Origin of the sequence: Microvirga vignae (genome assembly GCF_001017175.1) — a bacterium.
Lineage (GTDB): Bacteria > Pseudomonadota > Alphaproteobacteria > Rhizobiales > Beijerinckiaceae > Microvirga > Microvirga vignae.
This window is the reverse complement of the sequence record NZ_LCYG01000031.1, coordinates 1-25,636: the sequence shown is the minus strand read 5'-3', so window position 1 is coordinate 25,636 and position 25,636 is coordinate 1. Positions and strand designations below refer to the sequence as shown.

General features: G+C 58.9%; 16 protein-coding genes and 9 pseudogenes. 16 read left to right on the top strand and 9 right to left on the bottom strand.

Going from position 1 to position 25,636, the window contains the following annotated elements; translation table 11 throughout:
* Nucleotides 1-357 (top strand): hypothetical protein (locus tag AA309_RS12450; RefSeq protein ID WP_210166511.1); only part of this gene is annotated, 357 nt, incomplete at its 5' end.
* A gap of 138 nt (nucleotides 358-495) precedes the next feature.
* Here the strand turns inward: AA309_RS12450 and AA309_RS33055 are convergent.
* Both AA309_RS33055 and AA309_RS37655 read right to left on the bottom strand, forming a co-directional pair.
* A pseudogene (locus AA309_RS33055) lies at nucleotides 496-964 on the bottom strand (DUF4337 family protein).
* Between the two features lie 319 nt (nucleotides 965-1,283).
* A pseudogene (locus tag AA309_RS37655) lies at nucleotides 1,284-1,382 on the bottom strand (IS6 family transposase); the annotation flags it as partial.
* Between the two features lie 424 nt (nucleotides 1,383-1,806).
* Between AA309_RS37655 and AA309_RS12440 the strand changes: the two are divergent.
* Nucleotides 1,807-2,442, top strand: a complete 636-nt coding sequence (locus AA309_RS12440; RefSeq protein WP_047189341.1) for a calcium-binding protein — start codon at nucleotides 1,807-1,809, stop codon at nucleotides 2,440-2,442.
* A 43-nt stretch (nucleotides 2,443-2,485) separates the two neighbouring features.
* A pseudogene (locus tag AA309_RS36415) lies at nucleotides 2,486-2,926 on the top strand (ATP-binding protein).
* Nucleotides 2,927-3,028: 102 nt separating this feature from the next.
* Here the strand turns inward: AA309_RS36415 and AA309_RS34225 are convergent.
* The 4 genes and pseudogenes from AA309_RS34225 to noeE all read right to left on the bottom strand — a co-directional run.
* A pseudogene (locus tag AA309_RS34225) lies at nucleotides 3,029-3,520 on the bottom strand (IS6 family transposase); the annotation flags it as partial.
* Between the two features lie 192 nt (nucleotides 3,521-3,712).
* Nucleotides 3,713-5,599, bottom strand: a complete 1,887-nt coding sequence (cysN, locus tag AA309_RS12425) for a sulfate adenylyltransferase subunit CysN (protein ID WP_047189339.1) — start codon at nucleotides 5,597-5,599, stop codon at nucleotides 3,713-3,715.
* The gene (cysD, locus tag AA309_RS12420; RefSeq protein WP_047189338.1) at nucleotides 5,599-6,498 is read right to left on the bottom strand and encodes a sulfate adenylyltransferase subunit CysD; all 900 of its coding nucleotides are present in this window, start codon (nucleotides 6,496-6,498) and stop codon (nucleotides 5,599-5,601) included. The genes cysN and cysD overlap by 1 nt, the downstream gene beginning before the upstream one ends.
* A gap of 663 nt (nucleotides 6,499-7,161) precedes the next feature.
* The gene (gene noeE / locus AA309_RS12415) at nucleotides 7,162-8,454 is read right to left on the bottom strand and encodes a nodulation protein NoeE (protein WP_084731161.1); all 1,293 of its coding nucleotides are present in this window, start codon (nucleotides 8,452-8,454) and stop codon (nucleotides 7,162-7,164) included.
* A 957-nt stretch (nucleotides 8,455-9,411) separates the two neighbouring features.
* Between noeE and AA309_RS12410 the strand changes: the two genes are divergently transcribed.
* The 10 genes from AA309_RS12410 (at nucleotide 9,412) to AA309_RS12360 (ending at nucleotide 20,319) form a co-directional block, all read left to right on the top strand.
* A complete protein-coding gene (locus AA309_RS12410) occupies nucleotides 9,412-10,251 on the top strand; it encodes an IS630 family transposase (RefSeq protein ID WP_084731159.1) in 840 nt (279 codons plus the stop codon).
* Nucleotides 10,252-10,346: 95 nt separating this feature from the next.
* Complete coding sequence (locus AA309_RS12405; protein ID WP_200901983.1) at nucleotides 10,347-11,036, top strand: secretin N-terminal domain-containing protein; 690 nt, start codon at nucleotides 10,347-10,349, stop codon at nucleotides 11,034-11,036.
* A 345-nt stretch (nucleotides 11,037-11,381) separates the two neighbouring features.
* Entirely contained in the window at nucleotides 11,382-13,226 is a 1,845-nt protein-coding gene (locus AA309_RS12400; RefSeq protein ID WP_047189337.1) for an HrpF/NolX family T3SS translocon protein, read from the top strand.
* Between the two features lie 957 nt (nucleotides 13,227-14,183).
* A complete protein-coding gene (locus tag AA309_RS34220) occupies nucleotides 14,184-14,411 on the top strand; it encodes a hypothetical protein (protein WP_150117522.1) in 228 nt (75 codons plus the stop codon).
* Nucleotides 14,412-14,538: 127 nt separating this feature from the next.
* On the top strand, nucleotides 14,539-15,432 hold the full coding sequence (locus tag AA309_RS12385; protein WP_047189334.1) for a SctD/MshK family protein: 894 nt from the start codon (nucleotides 14,539-14,541) through the stop codon (nucleotides 15,430-15,432).
* Nucleotides 15,433-15,468: 36 nt separating this feature from the next.
* Nucleotides 15,469-16,008, top strand: coding sequence for a hypothetical protein (locus AA309_RS12380; RefSeq protein WP_047189333.1), 540 nt, complete (start codon nucleotides 15,469-15,471; stop codon nucleotides 16,006-16,008).
* Nucleotides 16,009-16,010: 2 nt separating this feature from the next.
* Nucleotides 16,011-16,454: a tetratricopeptide repeat protein gene (locus AA309_RS12375; protein ID WP_047189332.1), complete on the top strand. Its 444-nt coding sequence runs from the start codon at nucleotides 16,011-16,013 to the stop codon at nucleotides 16,452-16,454.
* Nucleotides 16,451-18,565, top strand: coding sequence for a type III secretion system export apparatus subunit SctV (gene sctV / locus AA309_RS12370; protein WP_047189331.1), 2,115 nt, complete (start codon nucleotides 16,451-16,453; stop codon nucleotides 18,563-18,565). Before AA309_RS12375 ends, sctV begins: the two co-directional genes overlap by 4 nt.
* 10 nt (nucleotides 18,566-18,575) lie before the next feature.
* Nucleotides 18,576-19,160 carry a tetratricopeptide repeat protein gene (locus AA309_RS12365; protein WP_047189330.1) on the top strand — a complete coding sequence of 195 codons (585 nt, stop codon included), beginning with the start codon at nucleotides 18,576-18,578 and terminating at the stop codon, nucleotides 19,158-19,160.
* A 166-nt stretch (nucleotides 19,161-19,326) separates the two neighbouring features.
* On the top strand, nucleotides 19,327-20,319 hold the full coding sequence (locus AA309_RS12360) for an IS481 family transposase (RefSeq protein WP_047189329.1): 993 nt from the start codon (nucleotides 19,327-19,329) through the stop codon (nucleotides 20,317-20,319).
* Nucleotides 20,320-20,404: 85 nt separating this feature from the next.
* Here the strand turns inward: AA309_RS12360 and AA309_RS36410 are convergent.
* A pseudogene (locus AA309_RS36410) lies at nucleotides 20,405-20,707 on the bottom strand (IS110 family transposase); the annotation flags it as partial.
* A 526-nt stretch (nucleotides 20,708-21,233) separates the two neighbouring features.
* Here AA309_RS36410 and AA309_RS12350 point away from each other — a divergent pair.
* From AA309_RS12350 to AA309_RS12335, 3 genes and pseudogenes are all read left to right on the top strand, one after another.
* Nucleotides 21,234-22,091, top strand: a complete 858-nt coding sequence (locus AA309_RS12350) for a host specificity protein (RefSeq protein ID WP_084731157.1) — start codon at nucleotides 21,234-21,236, stop codon at nucleotides 22,089-22,091.
* Between the two features lie 312 nt (nucleotides 22,092-22,403).
* Nucleotides 22,404-23,636 (top strand): annotated as a pseudogene (locus tag AA309_RS12340) (IS3 family transposase).
* Nucleotides 23,637-23,641: 5 nt separating this feature from the next.
* Nucleotides 23,642-24,202: pseudogene (locus AA309_RS12335) on the top strand (IS110 family RNA-guided transposase); the annotation flags it as partial.
* A 15-nt stretch (nucleotides 24,203-24,217) separates the two neighbouring features.
* Here AA309_RS12335 and tnpC read toward each other — a convergent pair.
* Both tnpC and AA309_RS12325 read right to left on the bottom strand, forming a co-directional pair.
* Nucleotides 24,218-24,928 (bottom strand): annotated as a pseudogene (tnpC, locus tag AA309_RS12330) (IS66 family transposase); the annotation flags it as partial.
* Nucleotides 24,929-24,959: 31 nt separating this feature from the next.
* Nucleotides 24,960-25,636: pseudogene (locus tag AA309_RS12325) on the bottom strand (IS3 family transposase); the annotation flags it as partial.

Genomic DNA, 25,636 nt, shown 5'->3' with positions numbered 1-25,636 from the left:
CGCCATCCAGACATGACGGTGCCGATCGACCATCAAATCGTCCCATTCCTGGTCATTGCTCGACATGCTGCAATCTCAGGAGATGTCATGCTGAAGCTGCTCATAGTCGGCCTTTTAGGAGTCACAGCCCTTAGTGCCGGAGGTCTGTACGCCAATGGCACTGCACAACCTGTCAATGAGGCCGAGATCCGGGCAACCGCCCCGATCATAGTGGCTCAGGCCGTCGAAGAGGATGATGAGGACGAGGACATTCAACCTGACGTCCAACCCGGCCCGGATGACCAAGATGACCAGGAGGACATTCAGGACGACGAGGAGGCTACCGCTTCGCACCCGGTGAGTGTCGGCCTCGGATAGCGACATTCCCGAGACCGTTCCGGCACCTGCCCCATGTTCGGGGCGAGCGATGCCTCGCTCTGCTCCGTCAGAAGGCCACTCGCCCTCTGACGGAGGACCAAAGGCGATCTCGTCTCGCCCTGTCCTTTAGGCAAGCGGCTACAGGTGGACCAGGGCTGGCGCAAACCAGCCGATCAGGGCAAAAGCCAGTCCAACCAGCCCGAGCCCGCCACCGATGCAGGCCAGCCATCCAATTCCGAGAACGACAGAGGCGGAGGCAAGAACAATAGCGATCTGCAGGGCCGTGGTGCTGAGGTCGAGCCTGTCATTGGCGGCCGGGGAATGGTCGCGCGACGCCTCAGCCGCCTGGGCACGCACGGTCAGTTCCTTGTGGCTCTCATTTGTGGACGGCTCCGACTCATAGCAGTCGATAGTGACGCGCCAGGCCTGCAATTGCTTCTGCGCCGCCTCGGCCCGTGCCGGAGGCATGCTCGTCATGTCGATCTGAAGACGCTCGGCCTCCGCGCAAGGTGGTCTGCCGGATCGCTTTGGCCTGGTAGAAGGACCAGAGACTGGCGGCGTCAGTATTGCTCTTGAGCGCCTCGAGCCTGGAATTGTCGCCCGTCATCTCGACAATGGCCAAGAGGGCGGTCAGCCCCGCAATGAGGAGCGCGATGTACTTGGTCCCGCCGCGCTCCCGGACCTCGTCGATGTGATCCTTGGCTTCTTCCGCGTGCATGCGATCTTCCCCTCGCTCATTTACTGTCGGCCCGCCAACTGCCCTTTCCCGAATTCTTGAGGAAAAGCAGCAGGACGGCCAGCTTCACTGCCACTTACCGCGGCAAGCGCGATCTGGCATCCAGTTGATGCCGAACATAAATTCCAATGTGGCGCATGTGCGGACGGATCCGCTTGTCCACTTCCGCTGCATAGGCCTGGATTCAGCAAAAGAGGGTCGTATGGTCCACTTGCACGCCGCGCTCAGAGAGCATGCGCTCGAGATCGCGATCGCTGATCGAGAACTGCAGGTCCCAGCGTAAGGCCATGACTTGGGCCACGGTGACCGACGTTGCAAACGGCTCCTGACTCGCCTATGCAGAGCAGGCCTTCCGACCTCAATTCGTCAACTCGACGACTCCAGCCAGAGTAACCAGGGGATGGAACTTGCTCCATCGATCATCACTCGACGAAGTAATCGGGGTAAGTTCTCGGATCCTGCCCCATCTTATACCCAAGATCAGCCAGTGACGCCCAGGTCATCCCATCGACATACCCGCGACCCTGATCCCGTGTCGAGCCGATGAGTTCGTTGAAAAACCACTTGCAAAACGGTCCGCCATTAGACGACCTATCGCATCCGTTTTGGCTGGGTGTGCAAGTCAGGTTTGCGTCAGATCGGATGTGTATGTTCGGCAGCCAGGGCGCGATCCCGTCCGTGCCCGCCTAGCAGACACAACACAGGAGAAAGACGTGGCACTAATCAGCGGCAGAGACTTCAAAGATCACTTGCATGGGACGCCCGATGGGGACTTGATCCGCGGCCAGGGCGGGAACGATCTGATCTACAGCGGCTCCGGACTCGACTGGCTCTCCGGTGGTCCGGGCAACGACACTCTCAACGGCGGCCCCGGGCCCGACACGATCATTGGTGGTCCGGGCGACGATGTTCTGTACGGCCATGAGGGCGATGATCTTCTGTTCGGCAATGTGGGCGCCGATCAACTGTTCGGCGGTGCGGGTGACGATGCTCTGTACGGCCATGACGGCAACGATCTTCTGTTCGGCGATGAGGGCGGCGATGAGCTGTTCGGCGGTGCTGGCAACGACGAACTGTGGGGCGGTGCGGGCGATGACATGTTCACCTTTACAAGCACAAGCAAGAGCGGCAAAGATACCGTGAAGGACTTCAAGGTGGGGCAGGACATCCTGGCGATCTCGAAAGGGATCAATGGCACTGATATTCAGACGGTTAAGGATCTTGCCAATCGCGTCCATCAGGTTGGCCGGGACGCGGTCGTTGACCTCGGACAGGGTAATACGATCACGCTCGTCAACGTCAGTGCTGACGCCGTTCACAAGCACCCGAACGATTATTTCTTAATCTAGCGTCGAGCGCTATGGCTCTCGGCCGTGGCACTCTTCCCGAGCCGTGCGCCCCTTGGTACAAGATCATCTCTCGGTGGCGCTCGAGACGCGGGCGGTTGAGATGGGGTTCTCAGTCCTGTACTACCGTTTTGATGAACTGATGACGGCGCTGAAGGTCGATGCCGGCCTGCCGCCCGCGCAGCTGAAACGGCGCCGCTACATGAACATGGCGCTGTTGATTGCGGACGAACTCGGCTTCGAGCCCATGACCCGGGAGGAGCGAGCTTGTTCTTCCGGCTGGTGACCTACCACTATGGCGCGCGGCGCGATCCTAATTACGACGAACAAGAGCATCCGGGAGTGGACCTAACTGCTCGCCCGCGATGAGGAGCTGGCCACAGCCATCCTCAATCGTCTGCTGCACCGGGCGCATGTTCTCAACATCAAGGGGCGCAGCTATCGCCTGCGGGATCTGGAGGAAGCACTCCAGCGGGCGCACGCCTGAGCGGTCGTATACCTGGATGTCGCTTTATCTCGTAAATCTGGGCATCGCTTGACGGCCGTGAAGCGGAACAGCCCGAAAGCACTCAACTAAAACCGGCCAAATAGAGAAACCTTTGTTCTGCCGATGCTCGATGCCCAAGCCCGTGTCGGGCGAGCCGCGCCGTACGACCCAAGCTTATCGGTGATCACAACGCGTGGGGCCATGGCATTCTTCTTCAAAACTCTGCGCAGCAGGCGCTGGGCAGCGGCTCGGCCGCGGCGGCTCTGGACCAGGACATCGAGAACAAAGCCGTCTTGATCCACAGCCCGCCAGAGTCAGAGCCTCTTTCCGGCAATGGCAATCACGACCTCATCGAGGTGCCATCGATCACTGGGTTCGAGGGGGGCGTCGGCGGCGGCAGTTGGCATACGCTCGACCAAACTTCTCGGCCCAGCGACATACCGTCTCGTAGCTGACCTCGATCCCGCGGGCAGCGAGCATTTCCTCGACCATTCGAAGGCTCAACGGAAGGCGGAAGTAGAGCCAGACCGCGAGACTGACTACTTCAGCAGGAAAACGGTGGCGGGTATAGAAAGACTGTGGGGGCTTCTTCATACCCTCTTATATGGCGACACCCGATCCATTTCATTAAGGTGATGATGCCATGACGTGAAGCGACAGTCGGCTCCATCTCCCCAGCTCTAATCAAGGTTTGCGACAGAACATTAGGCCCTCGTCCTATTGCGGCGAAAGCAGCTCTGCCTTATCGACCCGAGCATTCCGACGAGATAGCAAATTCGAGAAATGCTATCGACCGTGGACAATTGCGCGCTCTATTAAGACATCCACGACAGCTTCCGCAAGTTGCTCGGGCGTGTGACTCACGGTTTTGAGATGAATTTCAGGTGTTATCGGTGTTTCATAGGGCGCATCAATGCCGGTGAAGTTCCTGATCTTGCCGGACTTCACCTTCGAATAGAGACCCTTGGGATCGCGCCGCGCGCACTCCTCGATGGGCGTGTCGACGAAGACTTCGATGAACTCCTCCTTAGCAACCAGCTTGCGCACCATGTCTCGCTCGGCCCTGTAGGGTGAAATGAACGAGCAAATCACGATCAACCCACTGTCAACCATCAACTTGGCAAGCTCGCCGACGCGCCGAATATTCTCCACACGGTCGGCCTCGGCGAAGCCGAGGTCCCGATTTAATCCGTGTCGCACGTTGTCACCATCCAGCAGCGTGGCGTGGCATGACATTGCGAACAGCTTTTGATCGACGATGTTGGCAATCGTCGACTTGCCCGCGCCGGATAGGCCGGTGAACCAGACGATGCAAGGCTTCTGGTTCTTCTGCGCGGCGCGCTCAGTCTTGCCGATTGAAAGCGGTTGCCAAGCGATATTGGTAGCCCGTCGAAGTGGAAACGCGATCATACCGGCGCCGAGCGTGCGATTGGTATAGCGGTCGATGACGATGAATGATCCGGTCTTGCGATTGACCTCGTAAGGATCAAAAGCCGTGGGCAGTGCGGTCGCGAAATTGCAGAAGCCGATCTCATTGAGGCGAAGCGTCTTGGCTGCCAGATGCTCACGTGTGTTGACGTCGATCCGGTGCTTGACTGCGGTAATGCTACCGGGTACGGTCCGTGTTCCAATGCGCAGGATGTAATTGCGTCCAGCAACGAGCGGGTTGTGGTCTGTCCAGATCAGATAGGCGGCGAATTGGTCGGCGACCTCCGGCCGCTCGGTCGGACGCGCCAGAAGATCGCCACGACCAATATCGATCTCGCCTTCGAGAGTGATGGCTACGGCATCACCGGCCTCGGCGCGGGGAAGATCGCCGTCCTGGGTCACGATCCTCTTGACGCGCGCGGTCTGTCCAGACGTCGCGACGACGATTTCGTCTCCTGCTGAGATGCTCCCGGAAGTCACCAGCCCAGCGTAGCCGCGAAAGTCCAGGTTGGCCCGGTTCACCCACTGGACCGGGAAGCGGAAAGTCTGGCTCGCGGCTTCGGACTGAATATCGATGGTCTCCAAATAATGGAGAAGGCATGGCCCCTGATACCACTGTGTATTGCCGGAGCGGTTAATGATGTTGTCGCCATGACGTGCGGAGATCGGGATCGGAACGATCGACGTGAAGCCAAGACCAGCTGCAAAGGCCACGTAGTCGTCGACAATCCGATCAAAAGTTTCCTTCTTGTAGTTGACGAGGTCGATCTTGTTCACTGCCAGCACAACGTGGCGAATACCGAGGAGCGAGCAGATATAGGAGTGACGCTTGGTCTGGACCAGCACACCCTTGCGAGCATCTATCAGCACGATCGCAAGCTGGGCATTCGAAGCACCGGCCGCCATGTTGCGGGTGTACTGCTCGTGGCCGGGCGTGTCGGCGACCATGAACGAGCGGCGCATAGTGGAAAAAAAGCGGTAAGCCACATCGATCGTGATGGCTTGCTCCCGTTCCGCTTCAAGGCCATCGACTAGCAGCGCAAAATCGATGTCATTGTCGGACGCGCCGTGCTTGGCACTGTCTCGCGCCAATTCCGTGAGCTGATCCTCGTAGATGACCTTGCTATCATAAAGCAGCCGGCCGATCAGCGTCGACTTTCCGTCGTCAACCGAACCGCAGGTCATGAACCGCAGCTGGTCCTTCGTTCTGGCTTGGCCGGGCTTCGTTGTCGCTCTGGGATCCATCAGAAGTATCCTTCCCGCTTCTTCTTCTCCATCGAAGCGGCGTCATCGCTATCTATCAGGCGACCGTGGCGCTCCGATACCTTCGCGGTCTGCATTTCTGCGACGATGTCCTCGACGGTGGTCGCATCGGAGTCGACAGCGCCACTCAAGGGATAGCATCCCAACGTGCGGAAACGGATCATTCGCATCTCCGGCGTCTCGTTGGACCTTAGCGGCAAGCGGTTGTCGTCGACCATGATCATTGCGCCGCTTCGCCGGACTACGGGTCTTAGTTTTGCGAAGTAGAGCGGGACAACCGGGATCGTCTCGAGCATGATGTATTCCCAAATGTCGAGCTCGGTCCAGTTCGATAGCGCGAACACACGCATAGTTTCGCCCGGGCCGATCCGGGTATTGAAGAGGTTCCAGAACTCCGGTCGCTGGTTGCGGGGGTCCCACACGTGTCCGGCCGAACGGAAGGAGAAGATCCGTTCTTTCGCGCGGCTCTTTTCCTCATCACGTCGCGCTCCCCCGAGCGCGGCGTCGAATTGATATAGATCGAGCGCCTGCTTCAGCGCGTCAGTTTTCATCACCTGCGTATGAAGAACTGAGCCGGAATCGATCGGGTTGATCCCGCGCTCGATGCCTTCCTTGTTCACGTGCACGATCAGGGTGGCGCCGAGCCGCTTGGCTGTCTCATCCCGGAAAGTGATCATCTCGCGAAACTTCCACGTCGTGTCGACATGAAGCAGAGGGAAAGGTAACTTCGCGGGATAGAAGGCCTTGATTGCAATGTGCAGCATGACACTCGAGTCTTTGCCGACCGAATAGAGCATAACTGGCCGCTTGAACTCAGCGACTACGTCACGCATGATTTCGATAGATTCAGCTTCGAGGCGGCGCAGATGTTTCGGCAGCATATAGTTCTTCTTTGATACAGTAATCTCTATTCGTTAGATGTAGTCGGCAGAGCACCCCCCGGCCGTAGAATCGCGTTACGTGTCAGTACACTCGAGGTTACCACGGCTGCGGTTGAGAGGCTTTCGGCCGGTTCCGAGCGGAGCTATCGCGCGTGATCGCAGCAGGGAAAGGATTGTATGATCGGGGAGTGACATCGGTCCATCATCCACACACCTTGCTTATGCAAGCTCTCGAACAAACTGCGCAGGGCTACCCGATCTCTCAGATCGATGCTCTCATGCTCTGGAACTGCGGCGCCTGAACGGCCTCAGTTTGGCGCTCGAACTGAAGCTCGCTGCCCGGCGTTTATTCGTTGGACTACGCGAACTCGCATCGGCCTGCTCGATCAAGTCTCAAGGTCGCTGAGCGCTTCGACCATTTGTTGTGGTGGCGGCCAAGCCGATTACTTTGAACGCCGACGGGTGCTTGCGAATGGTGTATGACGCACGCTGTGCGGAATTCGTGCACGAGATATTAAGAGAATCGCCACGACAGCTAGCCAATCTTAGTAGTTGTTCTTGAGTTCCGTAGATAGCTTTGGTAGATTTTTCCCTCCATGCCTCCAACGCCGCAATTTTCAGTTCATGTTTGTCTAATTTCACGTTCCTGTTTCTCCAAGATAATTAGACCTGCGGCTCGCTCGACGTCCGAAGTGACGAGGATCTACTTGAGCGGGGCGACATCGCCCGCAACGTATCGATGGTCGCATCGCGAACACTAGTTGTGTCTTGCCGCGCGGGTCGATCGGCATTGGGAGCCGTGAGCACCTGCTCTAGCTGAGCCGCCACCGAATGCACCAGCCGCAGATTCTCCTCCATCTTAGGATCGGCTAGACGTTGCGCCTCCCGAACTATGGAGTGAAGGGAAGCAAAGGCGGAGTTTTCTTCAGCTTGCTGAACAACGCTATTTAGGTCGCCCCCGTCAGCGGAGATGCTGAACGATGCTCGTCCGGTGCCGCCGCGCAAGTCCGAGCAGGCTCGAAACAATTGACGATAACCTTCGGTTGTTGCACGGCCCCTATCCACGACCCCGGCTTGCTGGGCGTACCGAAGCTCCGCCTCATAACCGAGCTCCATCAAAAGCTCCGCGCCGATTAGATCCGTCACTACTTGCATCTCTTCGACACTCAGTTCGGTTTGCCAAGTTCGGACCGAGCATTCATCGATTTCCATTTTCTCTCGGATCTTCCGGTCCCCGAAGCTAGCCGAGCTGAGATAATCCGTTTGCTCCACCGTCGCCAGTGCGGTGCACGTGGGGTCGTAGCCGAGTCCGGCAATGATGCGCCGAATTTCCTCGTCGGGGCGCGCCACGAGCTGTTCGTAGTGAACGATTTGCGTATGACGGCGGCCGCAGTGTGCGGCAAGCATAGGCAGGCCAAGAACAAGGTCGGCAAAACAGGACGCGATGGCGGGCGTAGGCAGGCCCAAAAAAAGATCGGCGAGACACGACGCGATGGCGGACGGGCAGCTCGCCGACAGGAGAGGGATACCCCACGTTGATTTCATTGATGCAGCGATGGCATAGGGATTACGTATTAGAATGATTCGCGGCGCTTCTGGATAGAGGGAATCCAAAAAATTGAGCACCATCCAATATCGCGGAGTTTTGTCTATGAAGATGCGTTTGCCCGCAGCTGCCAAATATTGGCCGTAGACCGCATCGGCAAAGGCGCGGCTGACAATAGTGCGATCTATTCGGCTCAAGAATTCTGAGATCGCGGCCTGAATCAATGACGCCCCCGCTGGGTGGCGCTGATCCACCATGCCAAACGCCTCAAGCGCCAGCATTAACCATGGCTCGGGCGGGGCCACAATATCCGGATGCTGCTGGAGCAAATGCGTCAGAAGCGTCGTCCCCGACCGGGGAAGGCCAAGGAGAAAGCAGACCGCAGGCGAATGGCAAACATCCGGGCTCATGATTCAATGCCTTCATGCGATGACGGAGCGAGCTGCCTTAGAGTCGACAGCTGACTGGTCGTCCACGACGGGCACTTCATACCGGGCAGTCTCAGGTTTTGCATGTGGCAGCGCTTTATCCTTGTGCATCGCGTAGCATAGCTGGCGAAGGGCGAGCCTCGGGTTTGCCCTGTATGGCGCATGCCCCGGGATATCTCTCGTTGTAGCGAGCTTCCATAGACTGCTCGTTTGGTCAGGTTGAGGAACTGAGCGGGTTGCTTCGAGTGTATGTGCCATCAGCACCTGGTAACGAAAGACTTTGCCTTCGAATTCCATATAATCTGACTGCGATGAAGTTCTATCCATTTGCCGTATTTCAGGAGCATCTGCCGCCTGCAATCGGCAGCATCCAACTGCTCGCGAAGTTAAGGTGAGATTGAGTGTTAACACAATTGTACCGAGGTAAGCGGCCGATACAGAAAGGTTTAGGAATGCTATACGAGGGTTTATAGGTAGCAAGCGGCTATGCAGCGTGCGGGGACGTCTGCCGTGTCGAGCCGACGCGATATAGTTTGCGCGGGCCGGACAACATTGTCGCAATTGACATGCGCCTCGGTTGATGCTCGGCATACAGCTGGGAAGCTTTCTCCAGGGCAGGGTGAAGATCAATAGCCATTCTGGTATGCCCGAGTCCTATGTCTCAAATCTGGTGTTCACTATCGGTCGTTCGGAGAACAGGTAAAGTCGATTGTTTGGATGGCATTCATCTGCGCTATGGATACAATGCCAAACTGACCGAGAAGAGGAGGAACGCGAATGAGCAGTGCGGCGGCCGTGGCCACAATCCTGGATGAGCAGGTGGGGTACGTCAACTTGAGACTAGATGGACAAAGCTGCCGCTGACGCAGCCGCCAAGTCATTTATCGATCCGGCTTGGGTAATCTTGAAATCCATGGCTCACCGATCCAGTTTGGTGGGATGAGCCATATCGACATGCGCAAGCGGCCAGCAGCAGCACAAGCGGAGCGTCGGCGGCAAGTAGTCGGACTACGTGAGAGTGGCCTGACTTATGATGCCATTGCCGCGCAGGTGGGCTTGACCCGGACAGGCGTGTTCAATATCTGCCGCCATTTTGCCGAACAGGGGCGCACCGCTGGCACCGATCTGGCGCGTTGGGGCTTCACGGCCCAGAAGCCGCTCAGACGGGCCTACGAGCAGTCGCCGAAGGCAGTGCGGCGCTGGCTACGGCAGGACGACTCAGCCGTCGTGGCGCAAGCCAGAGGGGGGAAGCGCACGATCTTCTGGGGTGACGAGACCGGCTTGCGCTCCGCCGATGGGCGCGGCCGCAGCTTCGCCCCCAGAGGCGTGACACCTGTAATGCGCCCCTGCCACAAGCGCGCGAGGCTGGGTCTGATCTCGGCTCTGACCAACACGAGCGAATTGCGCTGGATGGTGCTCGAGGGTGCGCTCAAGGCCCCGCGCCTGATCCACTTTCCCGGCCGGCTCATCCAAGAGGCCAGCGGCAAGGTGTTCCTGCTCTGGGAGAACCTGCCCGTCCATCGGGCTCGGGCGGTGCGGGACTGGTTGGCCGAGCGCAAGGAGCCGATCGAGGTCTTCCACTTGCCTGCTTACAGCCCCGAGCTCAATCCGTACGAGGGTCTGAATGCCGACCTGAAGCACGCCGTAACCCGCAAGCCGCCGGCCCGCAGCAAGCCCGAACTCAAGCGCGCCGTCATCAGCCACATGCGCCGGATGACAAAGCTTCCCGAACGGATCCGGAGCTACTTCAGGCATCAGCCATTCCGCTATGCCGCGTAGTTCAAGATCTCCCAGGCCGGATCAATAAATCGCCAAGTTCGGTTAATAAGTTAGGGCAAATTTCAGCGCTTGTTCTCAGCCCGAAGGGACCGGGTATGCTCATCCGATCGACGATGCTAGACCTTTTGAAACGAGTTCTGTGTGTCGCAGTTTTCGTTCCCACCGGAATTCCTAGGGCGGCTGGCGCATTTCTGTTGCTGCCTTCGATACCGTATAGCTATACGATTCTCGATCAGGACCTCTCCGCCGCGCTGCAAGAATTCGGCAATAACCTCAATATTAAAGTCAACATCAGCGCCGAGGTGAAGGGGCGGATTCGCGGGCGCCTGCCTGATCTGCCGCCGCTCGAGTTCCTCAACCATTTAACCACCATCTATAATCTTCAATGGTACTATGATGGACTGGTGCTTTATGTATCGGCTGCTAAAGAAGCGCAAAGCCGCCTGCTTGCGTTGAGTCCGATCAGCTTCGATGCATTGAAGGCGGCCCTCGATGCACTCAACATCTCCGATGAGCGCTATATCGTGAGACCAACACCGGGCGATGATATCGTCCTGGTGTCCGGTCCACCACGCTTCATCGCACTCGTGGAGCAGACGCTCAACGGTCTGGTGGCGCAGGCGCAGCCACGCGCCATCAAGACACCACAGCGGGAACCGGTGCTGATGTTGTTTCGCGGTTCCTCGACGGTGGTCGTTCGCGATGGACGGCCGGAAGGGTCGCATTCTTCCGACGTGCCGCACCAGGACAGCGTCATACGCGAGCCTGGGCAAGGCGAGAACTGACATTGCGCTGGCGCCGTACGTCCCAGGCGTAATCATTGCGGTCTCCATTGGCTCATTGTGCATTCTCGTGACAACTGTCAGCTTCTCGACAGCTAGCCCTTCTAGCATGAGAGCGCGGTTGTCCGGACTGCGATGCCGCCTGTCGACCGTAACGGACATGCACGTCGGTAGGGCCGACGCGCGGAATAACCGCAAGTGTGGCGGCTGGCACTTCTGACGGGAAGACCAGCGGCGCTCGCGCTCCGTCAGCACGTCCGTCGCTTCTTGCGTATGGTTCGTCGTCAACACAGCGGCGCCACATGACGCACTTGCGGCGGTCTTCAGTCTCACATTCGAGGATGCACAATGTCGCTCAACAATCTTTCGCTATCTACGATCTTGAATCCACCTGGATCCGCGCTTGTTCTCGCGGCCGAGTCGGCGCTCGGACCTTCTGCACAGACGCGCGACCAGTCTTGGCAAAGAGCGTTTTCGGTCTTCGACGGGATGTTGTCCAGTTGCTCGTTGGGAGACAACAGCGCCCGCTCGATGGCAGGCAGCACCAGCGCCCCCTCTACGCCACAGGGTCTGCCGCTGGAACCGAAGGCATCGACGGAAGAATCTAGGCAGCACCCGCTGGATCTGCTGCCGCCTCATCTGAAGGCGGCAATCGAATCATTGGATCACGTCCCGCAGCCCTCCTGTACGACAGATCTGCCAGCTGTCGCACCGGCCCCCGTACCAAGCTCAAGGATCACGTGGAACGGCGGCACGCTTACCGACGCCGAGTTGCAGATCGTAGCAGTGCTGAACCGCCACAAGGACCAATGCCCGCTCAGTTGGGACTCGCTGGCAGCCAAGTTGGATGATCCCTCCACGCCTCCGGATCTGAGAGCCACGATCGAGGGATTGCAACAGGACCCGGAGCTCTTCTATGCGATCGGTTCCCAGGGGGACGGCCGCTGCGGCGGCAAGATCACGGCGAAAGATCTGTCCGGGTTCTCCGAACATCACTCACAAGTTGCCGCGTTCCAGGAGCGGCAGGCACAAAGCTACGTGCAGAACTACATTCCGTCCGATGGCACTGGAAATGGGCAGCCGTCGGCCATGACCTTGAGCGATGCATTGCGCGAGCTTTACCGGTACTCCGACTACCTGCCCAAGAACCTGAGCTTGGCTGACTTCAAGCAGATCATCGACGGCCAAGCGAAAACCGGCAAATGCCCGACCCAGGTCATTGCGGCGGCTCAATATTTCCTCAACCACCCGGATGACTGGACGCAGTTGTACGGTGGCGCGATCGATAAAGTTCACAAGGAGGACTTCCTGCAAGTCGCTTCATCGTCGATGAGCCTCACGCGAACCGAGTTGAATACGCTCGAGACAATTAACCGCAATCAGAGCACCTTCTTCGGGGACGGTGACCTGACCCGGGACAAGCTGGCGAGGATGGCCGGCGACAAGAGTCTCGATCCGAAGGTGCAACAGGCGGCGTCGCAGCTGCTCTCGGATCCTCTGTTGTTTGGGCTATTAAACAATTCGATCACGGGCTACAAGACCGATCACAGTTTCTTCGCCTTCGGCGGTGGCCATACAGTTGATTCGGGCAACATCAGCAACAGCGACTTCACGCACTTCTACAGAAACATGTCCACTGCGAACCGCACCGTTCAGCAGACGAAGACTTCTGTCGCCAAAACCGCCGCCGATCAGGACGCTGTTGCGGACATGATGATGGGGGCGGCGGACCAGCCCAGTATCAAATCTGCGAAAAAGAACGGCGGGGCCCTCATGCACGCGCTCGACGGCGTGCTCAAGGTGGGCTCGAATGTGCTTGACTGGGCTTCCACAGCGGTAGGCTTGCTCAGCTTCATTCCGGGCCTGGGCCAATTGGCTAGTCTCGGATCAGAGGTGCTCCAGCTTGGGGCGCAAGCGGCGAATCTTGTGCACACCGCCATCAGCGGAGGCAATATGAAGCAGGCGCTGAAGCTAGCAGGCCTCAATCTTGCGGCCCAGCTGGTGGGCAATATCGCCGGCCCCGAGGTCAAACTCGCGATACGCGAGGGGCTGGTGAAGAAGGTGATGGAGCACGCCGTAGAGGCCGCCGTAAACCTGCCGCTTTCGGAGGCACAACGCCATGTGGAAAACTACTTAAATCACCTGAAGGCACGCATTGAGGCCGAGCCGCAAGTCGCGGGCGTTCCCAGCTAGGTTGGCGGGACGCCGTTAGTTGAGAGCGTAGCCTGGTGGACGAGCTTGCGCGGCCGGCTGATTGGTGCCCATACCGCCAATCCGCAGGCCGCGCAAGAATTGCTGCCACATTCGGGTACGCTCTGCCATGAACCTCGCTAAACTGTTTCATCGCTCTCCCCTGGCCGTGATGGCAAATGTGCGATCCATTTATTGCTCGTTCGCACTCCACGACTTTACGCAGGATGTCGACCTCCATCGTCTTCTTTGCCCAACAACCATTGCAGCTCGCGCTCGTGCTTGAGCACCTCCCCCAACCCCGATGCCGGTGCCAGCTGCCCCTGGCGCTCACTCGTGAGAGCTCGCTGTCCTGATAGGGCTTCTCCCATGGAATAGGTGATTCTGATCTTCGCCATGCTGGCGCGCCACCATTGAGGCGTCTTGCCCGCCTCGAACCTCTCTCCACCATCGTCCGCTTTTCTTCGCCGATCCACTGACGCCGCACCTTCTGGGCAAATCAATGGGATCTTCAGGCGCTGATTGTGAATAGTTCTCGGTCTTGTCAGCTTACCGTAAGCCAACGCTCATAACATGGGAATGTGGATCTCTTGCCGGCACTGCCGCCTGTTACCTGTAGCGGACATAAACGTAGGACGCCCAATGGTCAGAGCAATTGAGGGTAGACTTACCAACCACGACCGATCCCGTGGCACAGACGGTCTTAAAGACCGGTCGCGCGGCACAGACGGTCGTGACGATGGTGCAACAAGTTCTAGGACTGAATCGCAGGCTGTAGCTCAACGCCAAGCCTTCGAAGCGGCTCTCTGTTCGGTCGCACTGCAAATTGCGAACGAGACCATGGCTGAGTTCGACGAGGCCATGGACGAAGCAGAGGGGGATGCCTGACGTCGAATGGTCCGACGTCAGGAAACAGAGGCCGTCAATGGCGGCAACATTCGAGCAGAAAGGTGATACGATATGGCTGCTAAAGTTGCTAACACTTCGACTGGTGGTTCAGCTGGTCAAGGCGTGGTGAATTCGGCCATTAACGGCGGTTCTCAGGCCGCTGGGCAGAAAGAGTTCCAGGATCAGCTTGAAGCCTTGGCGGCTACTAGCTTAGCAATGGCGCAGAGGAGCGTGGTGACGCGCACGGTTGTGACGGAGCTCCAGTCCGTTAAGAAGGTGGCTGACGAACGCGTGCAGTAATGCTGGGAGCGGGACGGGCCCACCGTCCCGCTTTTCGCGTCCTGGCGGCGGTGTGAATAGCGTGTGCGATTAAAATGAGCCGTACCACAACTTTTGTGCGGCCCTCTCCTTGTCCGAGGGATGATACGTGAATGAAGCCGTTTCATTAGATTTCGAGGTGCTCTCGGGCGTCTATTCCGGGCTAACCGGCAAAGCGGCTGACGGAACGAGCCTAGTCGGTAGTGGCCTCGATGCTGATATAATCTTCGTCGAACAAGGGCTCGAGCCGCATCACCTCTGTATTACCCTCCTCGGCAATGCGATCGAGATCGAGGCCCTTGCGGTCGGAATCAGCATAGAAGGCAACCGGGATATTGGCGCGGGCGAGCGCGTTGTTGTTTCTCTTCCTGTCATTGTCCATGCGGGCGCAATGTCCATTCTCTGGTCGGTGCGGGATTCAGCGGAAGCTGGTTCGATCGGCATGGCACGTGTTCCGATCTGGGCACGCGCCATCGTGTTGCTCGGCTCTCTTGGGATCGGTACACTCTCAACCATGTTCCTCTACCCCGCGAGCGTCGGTGTACCGAGCGCCGATCCGCCACCGGCCGTCAAACCTGTACGCAGGCTGACCAGCAACCACCCTGATGATCGGGCCGCCCACACAGCGGCTCAAGTACTGCAAGAGGAAGTTGATCGAGCAGGCCTGCCCACGATTACAGTCGGTTCCGGACCGGGTGTCGTGACCGCTGAGGGCAGCGTTACGCCTGCCTTAGTCGCCAGATGGCAGGAGGTCCAGCAATGGTTCGATCATCGGACGAATGGCGCGCTAACACTGGTGAACGGAGTGGCCGTCAGGGAGGAGAAGGCGCCACCCTCAATCGCCGTCGAAGCCGTTTGGCGCGGAACCCAGCCCTATCTCGTTGTCAGTGGTCAAAAGTATTTCGTCGGCGCCGTCTTGAATGACGGGTGGACGGTCGACCAGTTCCAGGACAGGCGTGTGCTGCTGAGCAGGAATGGCCGCCTTGCAGCCATCCCCTATTAGAGTTCCCAAGCTCATGAGGAAGATACGGAGAACGCCATGGTCAAGCTGCCCCGCTACCCAGTCCGGCCCAGCCCCTCTTGGCAGAGCTTCAACACCGACGACCGTGCACCAGTAATCGAGCCGGCCAACCGTCAAGCCAGTAACATGGGTATCGATGGTGCTCATGTAAATGGCGGCATGAGGCACACGTCGATCTTGCAGGAAATGCGCGCGCAGGATCTCCCGGTCAACGTCGAGGTCGAGGCTGTGCTGAAGGCCAACGATATTGATGCGGTCACGCGCGTCAGCCACGATGATATGCGTACCCGGCGCAATGAGATCGACCCACGCGCGGTAGTGGCCACACTTTATGACAGCAATCTCGCACACGGCCTACTCTCCTTCGTTGCGCCACGCCTGCGTCATCCGGACGTGCTGCACGCAGCGAGGCAGGGTGGTGTTCTGGAACGCTTAGTTGGCACGCTATCGACTGTGCTCGAGGATTCGATGCCGCGTGAAAGCATTGTCGTCCTGCAGCAGGAGTTGCAACGGCTAATTCTACTCCGGGAGAACCGGAACAGCTTGATCAAAGGCTAACAATGGTCGATCCGGACGGAGCGCAACTCTTCACTCATATCTCGCAGACAGACGTTTCCGGTACCAGTGATACCTTGCCTATTGCCGAGCAGGAGCGCGATTTGCTCTGCGCGCTTTCCTATGTCCATCTTGCATGCGGACAAAGCGCAAAAAGCTTAGCTCTATTGCGGCTCATCGTGCACGACAATTGTCAAGACGTCGGCCTGCTGCGCATTCTTGCCTATGCCTTCATCTCGGAGGGCCTCGGCGATGAAGCGCTGGCGATCCTAGATAGATTGGACACACTTGATGAGCACCCCTTCTCGCGTCTGCCCTTGACGCTTTTGCGTAGCCATGCCCTGCGGCGGGCCGGTCGCATGGACGAGGCCCGTGCCGTTTTCCAAAGCTATGTTCGGTTGCGTGGCGGAACAGTCCTTATCAACACGGCATCAAAAGGGTCTCCATGACTAACGTCCTGCGTAACATCATCACGCGCGTTCCGGCGCACCCGGATCTGATGGTCGCGTTGATGCTGCTTCTGGCGATCGGAATGATGATCATGCCGATCCCGATCTTGGCAATTGACACGCTCATCGGCTTCAATCTAGGCTTCTCCATACTGCTGCTGATGGTTGCGCTGTATATTAACACGCCGCTCGATCTCTCGTCCTTGCCAGGCGTCATCCTGATCTCCACGGTATTTCGGCTGGCCCTCACCATCGCGACCACGCGTCTGATCCTGGCTGAGGGGGATGCCGGCAGCATTATCCACACGTTCGGCGATTTCGTGGTGGCAGGAAATATCGCTGTCGGCATTGTCATTTTTCTGATCGTGACCATGGTGCAGTTCATCGTTCTCGCGAAGGGAGCCGAACGCGTTGCAGAGGTGGCGGCACGCTTCACCCTCGACGCTATGCCGGGCAAGCAGATGGCAATCGATGCGGACCTACGCAACGGCCATATTGATCAGAGCGGAGCCCGCAGCCGGCGGGCCGCATTGGAGAGAGAAAGCCAGCTTCGAGGGGCCATGGACGGCGCCATGAAATTCGTGAAGGGCGATGCCATCGCGGGGCTGGTGGTGATCTGCATTAACATGCTGGGCGGGATCACCATCGGGCTGCTCTCCAAGGGCATGTCCCTCGACGAAGCGCTGCATCAATATACGCTGCTGACGATCGGTGATGCCTTAATTTCGCAGATTCCGGCGCTACTGCTTTCGATTACAGCTGCGACCATCGTCACCCGTGTAGATGGGGCTACCAAGTTCAATCTTGGTACCGACATCGTTGACCAGCTCACGGCTAGTACGCACGCGTTACGATTGGCAGCCTGCGTTTTGCTTGTCATGGGGTTCATTCCCGGTTTTCCTCTGCCCGTCTTTCTCGTTTTGGCCGCAGTCTTCGCCGCGGCGAGCTTTGTGCAACGCGCTAAGAATGGCGCTGATGTAGCTGCTACGGCTCCAGCTCAGCCTCATAAGCAAACCGTGCCTGCGGAGGCACTTCCGTTCACATTGTTCCTTGCGCCAAGCTTGGCTCATGCGGTCGACCAGGACGAGTTGCAACAGCACATTGCACGCGTTTCCGGATTGGTCTCAGCTGATCTCGGCATCACGATTCCTCGTATCCCTATCCGGGTCGACCATCAGTTGCCTGAATCGCGGTTCAGGGTAGATGTCGAGGGCGTGCCGGTTGAACATGATTTAATTGACCCGACGCAGCTCGCGCTTGCCGACGACCGGGCGAACATCGAATTGAGCGGCATTCCGTTTCGGCGTGACCCCGAGACGGATCGGATCTGGATCCAACAAAGCCATGCACCGGCTCTCAAAGCCGCGGGCATTGGGCATCATTGTCCGAGTGAGGTTATCGCTCTGCGTGTCCATTCGTCATTGGTGCGCTATGCACAATGCTTGGTCGGTATCCAGGAGACGCGCGAATTGCTGAGTCGGATGGAGCAGGAATATGCCGATCTGGTCAAGGAGGTGCTACGTACGACGCCAATTCCGCGGATCGCAGATGTGCTGCGCCGCCTGGTGGATGAGGGCGTCCCAATCCGCAACACCCGTCTGGTCTTGGAAGCCTTAGCCAGATCGAGTGAACATGAGCAAAATGTTGTCCTGCTGACGGAGTATGTTCGCTCCGGTCTAAGGCGGCAGATCTGTCACCGCTATGCCAACGTGCACCGTGTTGTGCCCGCCTTTGTCATTGAACGTGAAACTGAGGATATTGTACGCAGTGCGATTCGCGATACAGCCGTCGGTCCCTACCTGGTTCTGGAGGACTACCAGAGCGAGATGCTACTGTCGCAGACGCGTCAGATCCATTCGAGTATGGCGCCTGGTCAGACCCATCCCGTCATTCTAGCTTCAATGGACGTTCGGCGCTTTGTCCGCGGCTTTCTCGCCCGCAACGAAATCGATCTCGCTGTACTGTCCTATCAGGACCTCGCCTCCGACTATACTATCCAGCCCGTTGGATCCATCAAGCTCGTATCTGAGGCAAATAATGGAGCGTCAGAGAAACATGGCAGTGTGTGCGTTGCGCCGGCTGATAGTGCGCAGCACTCGATTACAGCGTGAGATGGACAGTATGAATTCACATGATAATGCAATCCGACCGCAATCGTGTTCAACTCGTCCCACTACAGCTCTCCTCGCGGTACTCGCCATTCTGTTTCTCGGCGGCTGCACGAGCTGGGATAAACCCGTTTTCTCGGTGGAGACGACGCCCGGGCCAGATTTGCTCGGCGCCAAGGATATCGATCCATCCATGCGCGAACGTATTGCGCGCGCCATCGGTTGGAATACTGACGAGGAGTCCTTGCGAGATGAGCTGAAGCAGGAACCAAGCAATGTCGATGCGGCGATGCGTCTTACCAAAATCTTGCTGGCCCAGAAACGCTTGCATGAGGCGCTTGCGGTACTTGACAACTTGTTGGCTGCAGTCCCCGATGATCTGCGTGCGCTGAACGCTAAAGGTGTTGTCCTCGACAACGAGGGGCGTCATGACGAGGCACAAGCGCTATATCGGCAAGCTCTGGCAACAGAACCAGCCAATCAGATGTTGCGCAACAATCTCAACCTGTCGCTCGCGCTCGACAGCGAGGACGATGCCGCGAACGTCATCCAGCAACCTCTGTGGCGCGGGTCGCGTGCGTTGGCGCGGTCGCGATAGCGTGGCCTCCTGGCAGACAGTGGAGCGCAGACCCTTAACGCCTGCGCGTCAGCTTGTCGTCAGCTGGGGCCCCTATCAACCTCCGCTGGGTTTGATCATCCCGAACTAGATGTTTGATCCCAGGGTTTGATGGTGCATTCTTATTGCCTGAATGGAGGGATGCGCTATGGGCCAAGTTCTCCATGGGAGCGCCACAACGACTGAGGCGATCCGTCGAGCAATACAAAATAGTCAAGCGAGCCTGAGAACGCTGGCGAAGCGCTACGGGATCAACCCGAAGACGGTCGCCAAATGGAAGAAGCGAACGTCGGTGGCCGACCTGCCCACGGGCCCTAGGGATGTCAAGTCCACGGTCCTGTCAGTCGAGGAGGAAGCCATTATTATGGCGTTCCGACGCCATACGCTCCTACCGCTGGATGACTGCTTGTATGCCCTGCAGGCCACTATTCCACACCTGACCCGCTCATCGCTGCATCGGTGCCTGCAGCGGCATGGCATCAGCCGCTTGCCCGAGGTGACCGGCGACAAGCCGGCCAAGACGAAGTTCAAGGCGTATCCCGTCGGCTACTTCCACATCGACATTGCCGAAGTGCGCACTGAGGAGGGAAGGCTTTATCTGCTGGTCGCGATTGATCGCACAAGCAAGTTTGCCTTTGTGGAACTGCATGAGAAGGTGACCACCGGGATCGCCGGCGACTTCCTGCGCGCGTTGATCAAGGCCGTTCCTTACAAGGTGCGCACGGTCCTGACCGATCATGACATTCACTTCACTATACCCAGCAACACAGCTTCTGCAGCCCCGCTGATCAAGGAAGCCATGGAGCGAGGCGAGATCTTCAGAGCCCATGCCTTTGAGTATGCCTGTGATCAGAACGATGTGGACCATCGCCTGACCAGGCCCAGACATCCATGGACCAAGGGGCAAGTGGAGCGGATGAACCGCACCATCAAGGAAGCGACGGTCAAGCGCGACTACTACGAGAGCCATGATCAACTCCGCCAGCATCTGGCTGATTTTGTCAGCGGCTACAACCTCGCCCGAAGGCTCAAGACGCTACGCGGCCTCACTCCCTACGAGTACATCTGCAAGATCTGGACAACAGAGCCTCAACGCTTCAGGCTCAATCCGCTCCACCATATGCCGGGACCAAACATCTAGATGCCGTAACGGGCCTGCCGCTCACGCAGTAGCGGAACGGGGTGGCTGTCCCTCAGAGATCCTATGGGCGTGAATAGCGAGTTACCGTTTGCAGCTCGCGATGGAGCCAGAAGCCATCAAGCCCCGCTTCCTGGATGACGATCAGTGGAAACTGGTTGCCGGTCCTGGCGCGCGCTTTCGCCTGCAACGCAGCAAAGCATGCCAGCAACCCGCCGACATCACCGCCGCACACCTGGTGCTTCGACCTCTTCTCGGCTTTGCCAGGCGATAAGGATATGACAAGCCAAACCGAGCGGGAGAGTTCGAGCGAGACGACGATCGCTCCGAGGTCGGTGTGAACGGCAGCTTGTTGGAAATGAGTTGCAGTAAAGGGCGTGACTGTCTCCAGAGTGGGAGATAGCCGACCCACTCTGCCAGAGGGTGGCTCGCTATCCACGCCCATAGGATCTCTGAGGGACAGCCACCCCGTTCCGCTACTGCGTGAGCGGCAGGCCCGTTACGGCATCTAGTTGAGCCAGCGTTGATCGCCCTTGGCAGCGGCCAGCGCCACCTTCGCCTTGAAAGCCGGTGTGTGGTTCCCGCGTGCGCGTCTGCTCTTCGTCTCTTCTGGTTTCGCGGCCCAATCTTGCCAACCATCAGGCAGAAACTCCACCTATCGCACTGTTCAGATTTGCGGAGCCGGCTCTCATATCGACAGTTTCAGCGGCGCCTCGGCCGTGTCGCGCGCGTAGTCGACCGCCTCGGCGTTGCGCGATCCACCATGTGGCCAGTCAGGATCCGATCGAGGTAGGGGTTGCTGCCATGCACTCTTCTGTACGTCAGTGCGTCGTCAGCTCGCTCGCTTAAGCTGCTAACAGGTCTTGAGTAGACTGATCTAACTACGGCGCAACCATTTCGATAGGGGAGCGAACCGCGTGTATAGCAGAATCACTGGGTCAACTAGCCGATCTACAAGCGCGAGCCAATCCGATGAATCGGGGCAGGCAGCAGATGACCAGACGTTTACGGAAACGCTCGCAGAGGCGGCGCCTGCTTCGTCGTCGGCGACGCGACTGTATTCCCTCACCTCCGAACCTCCTATCTACGAGTTGGACAGGAAGACGCCCGAGGAAGAACTGAAGAGTTTCTACAGTGATGATGTCAAGCACATTGCCAATAATCCACAAGAGTATTCAGATTCCGTGTCCAATAAAGCCGCGTGCACCGCAATGGTCGCTAGAGTTGGTGCGAGCGTAGCTGATGAGCCGGGTTCGCAATACTTCAGCTACCAGTTGGGCGACAAGAGCGTCGGGCTCCTAAGAGTGGGTCCGGGATTCCGCATCAAAGGGAAAGACTGGCAGAAAGAGCACTTTCCAGAGCGAAAAAACATCTCATCGGTTGTGGCTATGCGAGTGACCCATCCGCTCGTCGAGAATGCGGGCGATGTTCTACTCGAACATCAACTTCGGCTCGACGGCAAGAAGCCCTTAATCATGCCGCGTCCTGCTAACGATAACCCGAAGCCCCGTCTGGAGCAGATGGGCTTTGTTGACGTGGGTGGAAACGAGTTCGTGCTTGATCCTAAACGGCATGGCGATAAGTGGACGCTGAACGATGACCGTGAATGGCAGCGGGCAGACAAGCCTCGACTGTATCTCCAAGCCGAGAGCGAGGATCCTGTTGAAGGAAGGAGCGACGAAAACGAAGGATATGTCGAGACAGATTCGTCCGGCGATGACCCTTCTTGGCACTTGGAGCGGGCGCTCAATTTCCGCGGAGGACCTGCCGACTGAGAGGCTCAGTAGACGGAATGGCATGAAGACTATCATGTCTCGTGTCCCGCGTGCCGGGCGCGAAGGGGATAGTGAAACGGGAGCGCGCTCCTCGATGCGCCCGCGATGCGCCCGCGATGCGGCTTTCCGCATATTGTGGAGGAATCGCTTTGATGACATATTCCGATGTTCGGAGATACGTGACGTTGGTGCATAAATCGGCCCGGAGTGCCGCGCCCGGCTGGCGGTGAGGTGTAGGGGCGGTGTTGCAGCCCCCGAATTGAACAGACAGGGCTTCCTACTTAGCTAAGTGGTAGGCTTACTGTTGTGACTATGACTAACACCAACCCTCCTATTGATGTCCTGAGCGGCCCGGAACGGCGCCGCCGCTGGACGGCTGCCGAGAGGGTGGCCATCGTCAACGAAACCTATGAGCCGGGCGTCACCGTCAGTCTGGTTGCCCGCCGGCACGGCATTGCCCCGAACCAGCTCATCCACTGGCGCAAGCTGGCCGCCCAGGGCGCCCTAGCGGCCGCCAGGCGCGGCGAGGAGGTCGTGCCAGCCTCCGACTACCGCGCCCTCCAGAACCAGGTGCGCGAGTTGCAGCGGCTTTTGGGCAAGAAGACGCTTGAGGCCGAGGTGCTCAGGGAAGCCCTGGAGGTGGTGGACGCAAAAAACGGCTGCTGCGGTCCGTCTCACTGCCGAAGGACGGTTCCCGATGAGTGTCGTCGCCGAGAACCTCGGGGTGGCCCGCTCCAACCTTGCCAAGCAGACAAAGCCGGGCGCCCGACGCCCACGAGGCCGGCCGCCCTTGCCGGATAGCGCTCTGGTCGAGGAGATCAAGGCCGCGATTGCCGCCATGCCCATCTATGGCTATCGGCGGGGCATGTCGCTCTGGCGCGCCGAGCGCACGAGCAGGGCTGAGCTCCGCCCAACCACAAGCGGGTCTATCGGGCGATGAAGGCGCATGGCCTGCTGCTGCGGCGGCATGCAGGCGGCGCTGAGACACGCCGGCACGACGGACGCGTCGCGGTCGCGCAGGCCAATCTGCGCTGGTGCTCAGACGGATTTGAGCTCGGTTGTGCCAATGGGCAGAAGGTGCGGGTGGCCTTTGCCCTCGACTGTTGTGACCGCGAGGCGCTGGGCTATGTCGCCACCACAGAGGGGATCAAGGGCGAGGATGTGCAGGATCTGATGATCGCCGCCGTCGAGCATCGCTTCGGGCCTGTGAACCGGCTGCCGCACACGATCGAGTGGCTGACCGACAACGGGAGCTGCTATGTGGCGGGGCCGACCCGGGCGTTTGCCCGGGAGCTTGGATTGGAGCCGCGCACCACACCCTTGGAGAGCCCGCAATCGAATGGCATGGCCGAAGCCTTCGTGTGCACGATTAAGCGTGATTACGCCCGCGTCAGTTCCTGCCCGGATGCCCGATCCGTGATGGCCGCGCTGCCGGGCTGGTTTGCTCATTATAACCAGCTTCACCCACACCGGACTCTCGGCTATCGTTCACCCCGCGAGTTCATCGCGGCCCGACAAACCCAGGAAGCCATGCCCGCTCTTTAAGGGGCAACAACAAGCTGCTCAGCGATGTGATCGAGGGCGTCAACACGACCCTTCAGCCCCTGATCGTCGAACTCGGGCGCCTCTATCTCGACCAGATCGCAGCCCTCGCCGGCAAGATCGCGGATCTCGAGAAGGTTTTGAAGCGCGAGGCCGCTCGCGGGGAGACGGCGTCACGCCTGCAGACCATGCCCGGGATCGGGCCGATCACCGCAATGGCGATCGAAACCTTCGCGCCGCCGATGGAGAGCTTCAGACGCGGACGCGACTTCGCTGCCTGGCCCGGGCTTGTCCCAATCCAGCACTCTACCGGCGGCAAGCAGGTGCTCGGGCGCACCTCGAAGATGGGTCAGCGCGATATCCGACGGCTGCTTATCATCGGCGCGATGGCTGTCGTAAAGACCACTGGGCGCAAGAACGCGCCGGAAGGCTCCTGGCTCGCCCGCATCCTGGCACGCAAGCCGAGGATGCTCGCCGCTATTGCGCTGGCAAACAAGATGGCGCGGTCCGCCTGGGCCATGCTGACGAAAGGTGAAGACTTCAGAGTTCCGGCAGCGATGGCGTCTTGATCGTAAGCGGTGTTTTCAGGCCACGGCCTTGAGGTCTTGCGCGACCGCATAGGACCAAGGCAGCAGGTCATCGAGGCGGCTGTTGGGATGTCCCTGGACAATGCGGATGATCAAGTCCGCCAGGTAGCCATAGGGCTCGACACCGATCAGCTTGCAGGTCTCGATCAGCGACGCGACCACCGCCCAATGCTCCGCACCGCCATCAGATCCGGCAAACAGAGCATTCTTCCGATTGAGAGCCAGCGGCCGGATCGAGCGTTCGACCACGTTGGAGTCGATCTCAATCCTCCCGTCGTCGACAAACCGCGTCAGGCCCTCCCAGCGCGAGAGCGCATAGCGGATCGCCTCAGCCAGTTTCGTCTTCTGGCTGATGAGGGAGAGCTTGGATCGCAGCCATGGCTCGAGTTCATCGAGCACGGGCCGACTGCGCATCTGGCGGGCAGCGCGGCGCTCCTCGGGCGAGTGCCCGCGGATCTCGCTCTCGATCGTGTAGAGTTCAGCAATGCGCGTGAGGGCTTCACTCGCAATCGGCGTCGGACCGGCCGCGGCCAGCTCGTAAAAGCGCCGGCGCACATGCGCCCAGCAGAGCGCAAGCCTCACATCCCCGCGTTCGGCCAGCACCTTGTAGCCGCCATAGCCGTCGACCTGCAGTACGCCCGCAAAGCCCGCCAGATGCCCGATCGGCCGCTCAGCCTTGCGATCCGGCGCATACACGTAGACGACTCCGTGATCTTCCCCCGATTGCGCGGAGACCGGGTTAGTTCATTTTCCGCTCGGCCTGTTCGGGGGTGAGATACCCGATAGCCGAGTGAATGCGCTGCCGATTGTAGTAGCTCTCGATATAAACGAACAGGTCCCGTCGTGCCTCCTCGCGCGTCGTCCAACGATGCTGATGGACCAACTCGACCTTCAAGGAATGGAAGAAGGATTCCATCGGGGCATTATCATAGCAGCAGCCCGTCCGGCTCATCGATGGCTTGGCGCCCATGAGAGCCAGTTGCTGGGCATACGCCTCAGCCGCATATTGGCTTCCACGATCCGAATGGTGAATAAGCCCAGGGCCTGGTCGTTGCCGCTGGGCCGCCATGATCAGAGCGCCAAGGGTCAGCTCCGTGCGCATGTGATCGCGCATCGCCCAACCCACCACCTTCCGGGTCGCCAAATCCAGCACCGCGGCGAGATACAGTCAGCCCTCGCCCGTGGGAATGTATGTCATGTCGGCCAGCCAGACCCGGTTCGGCTCGAAGACCGTGAACTTCTGCTGCAACAGGTTGGGCGAAATCGGCAGCTGATGACGACTGTCGGTCGTGGTCGGCCGGAAGCGGCCACGGGCCAGAGCACGAATGCCATGCCGGCGCATCAGCCGCTCGACCCGACCGCGGCTGACCCGGTAGCCTTCTGCTCTCAAGGCTGCGTGTATCCTCGGACTGCCAT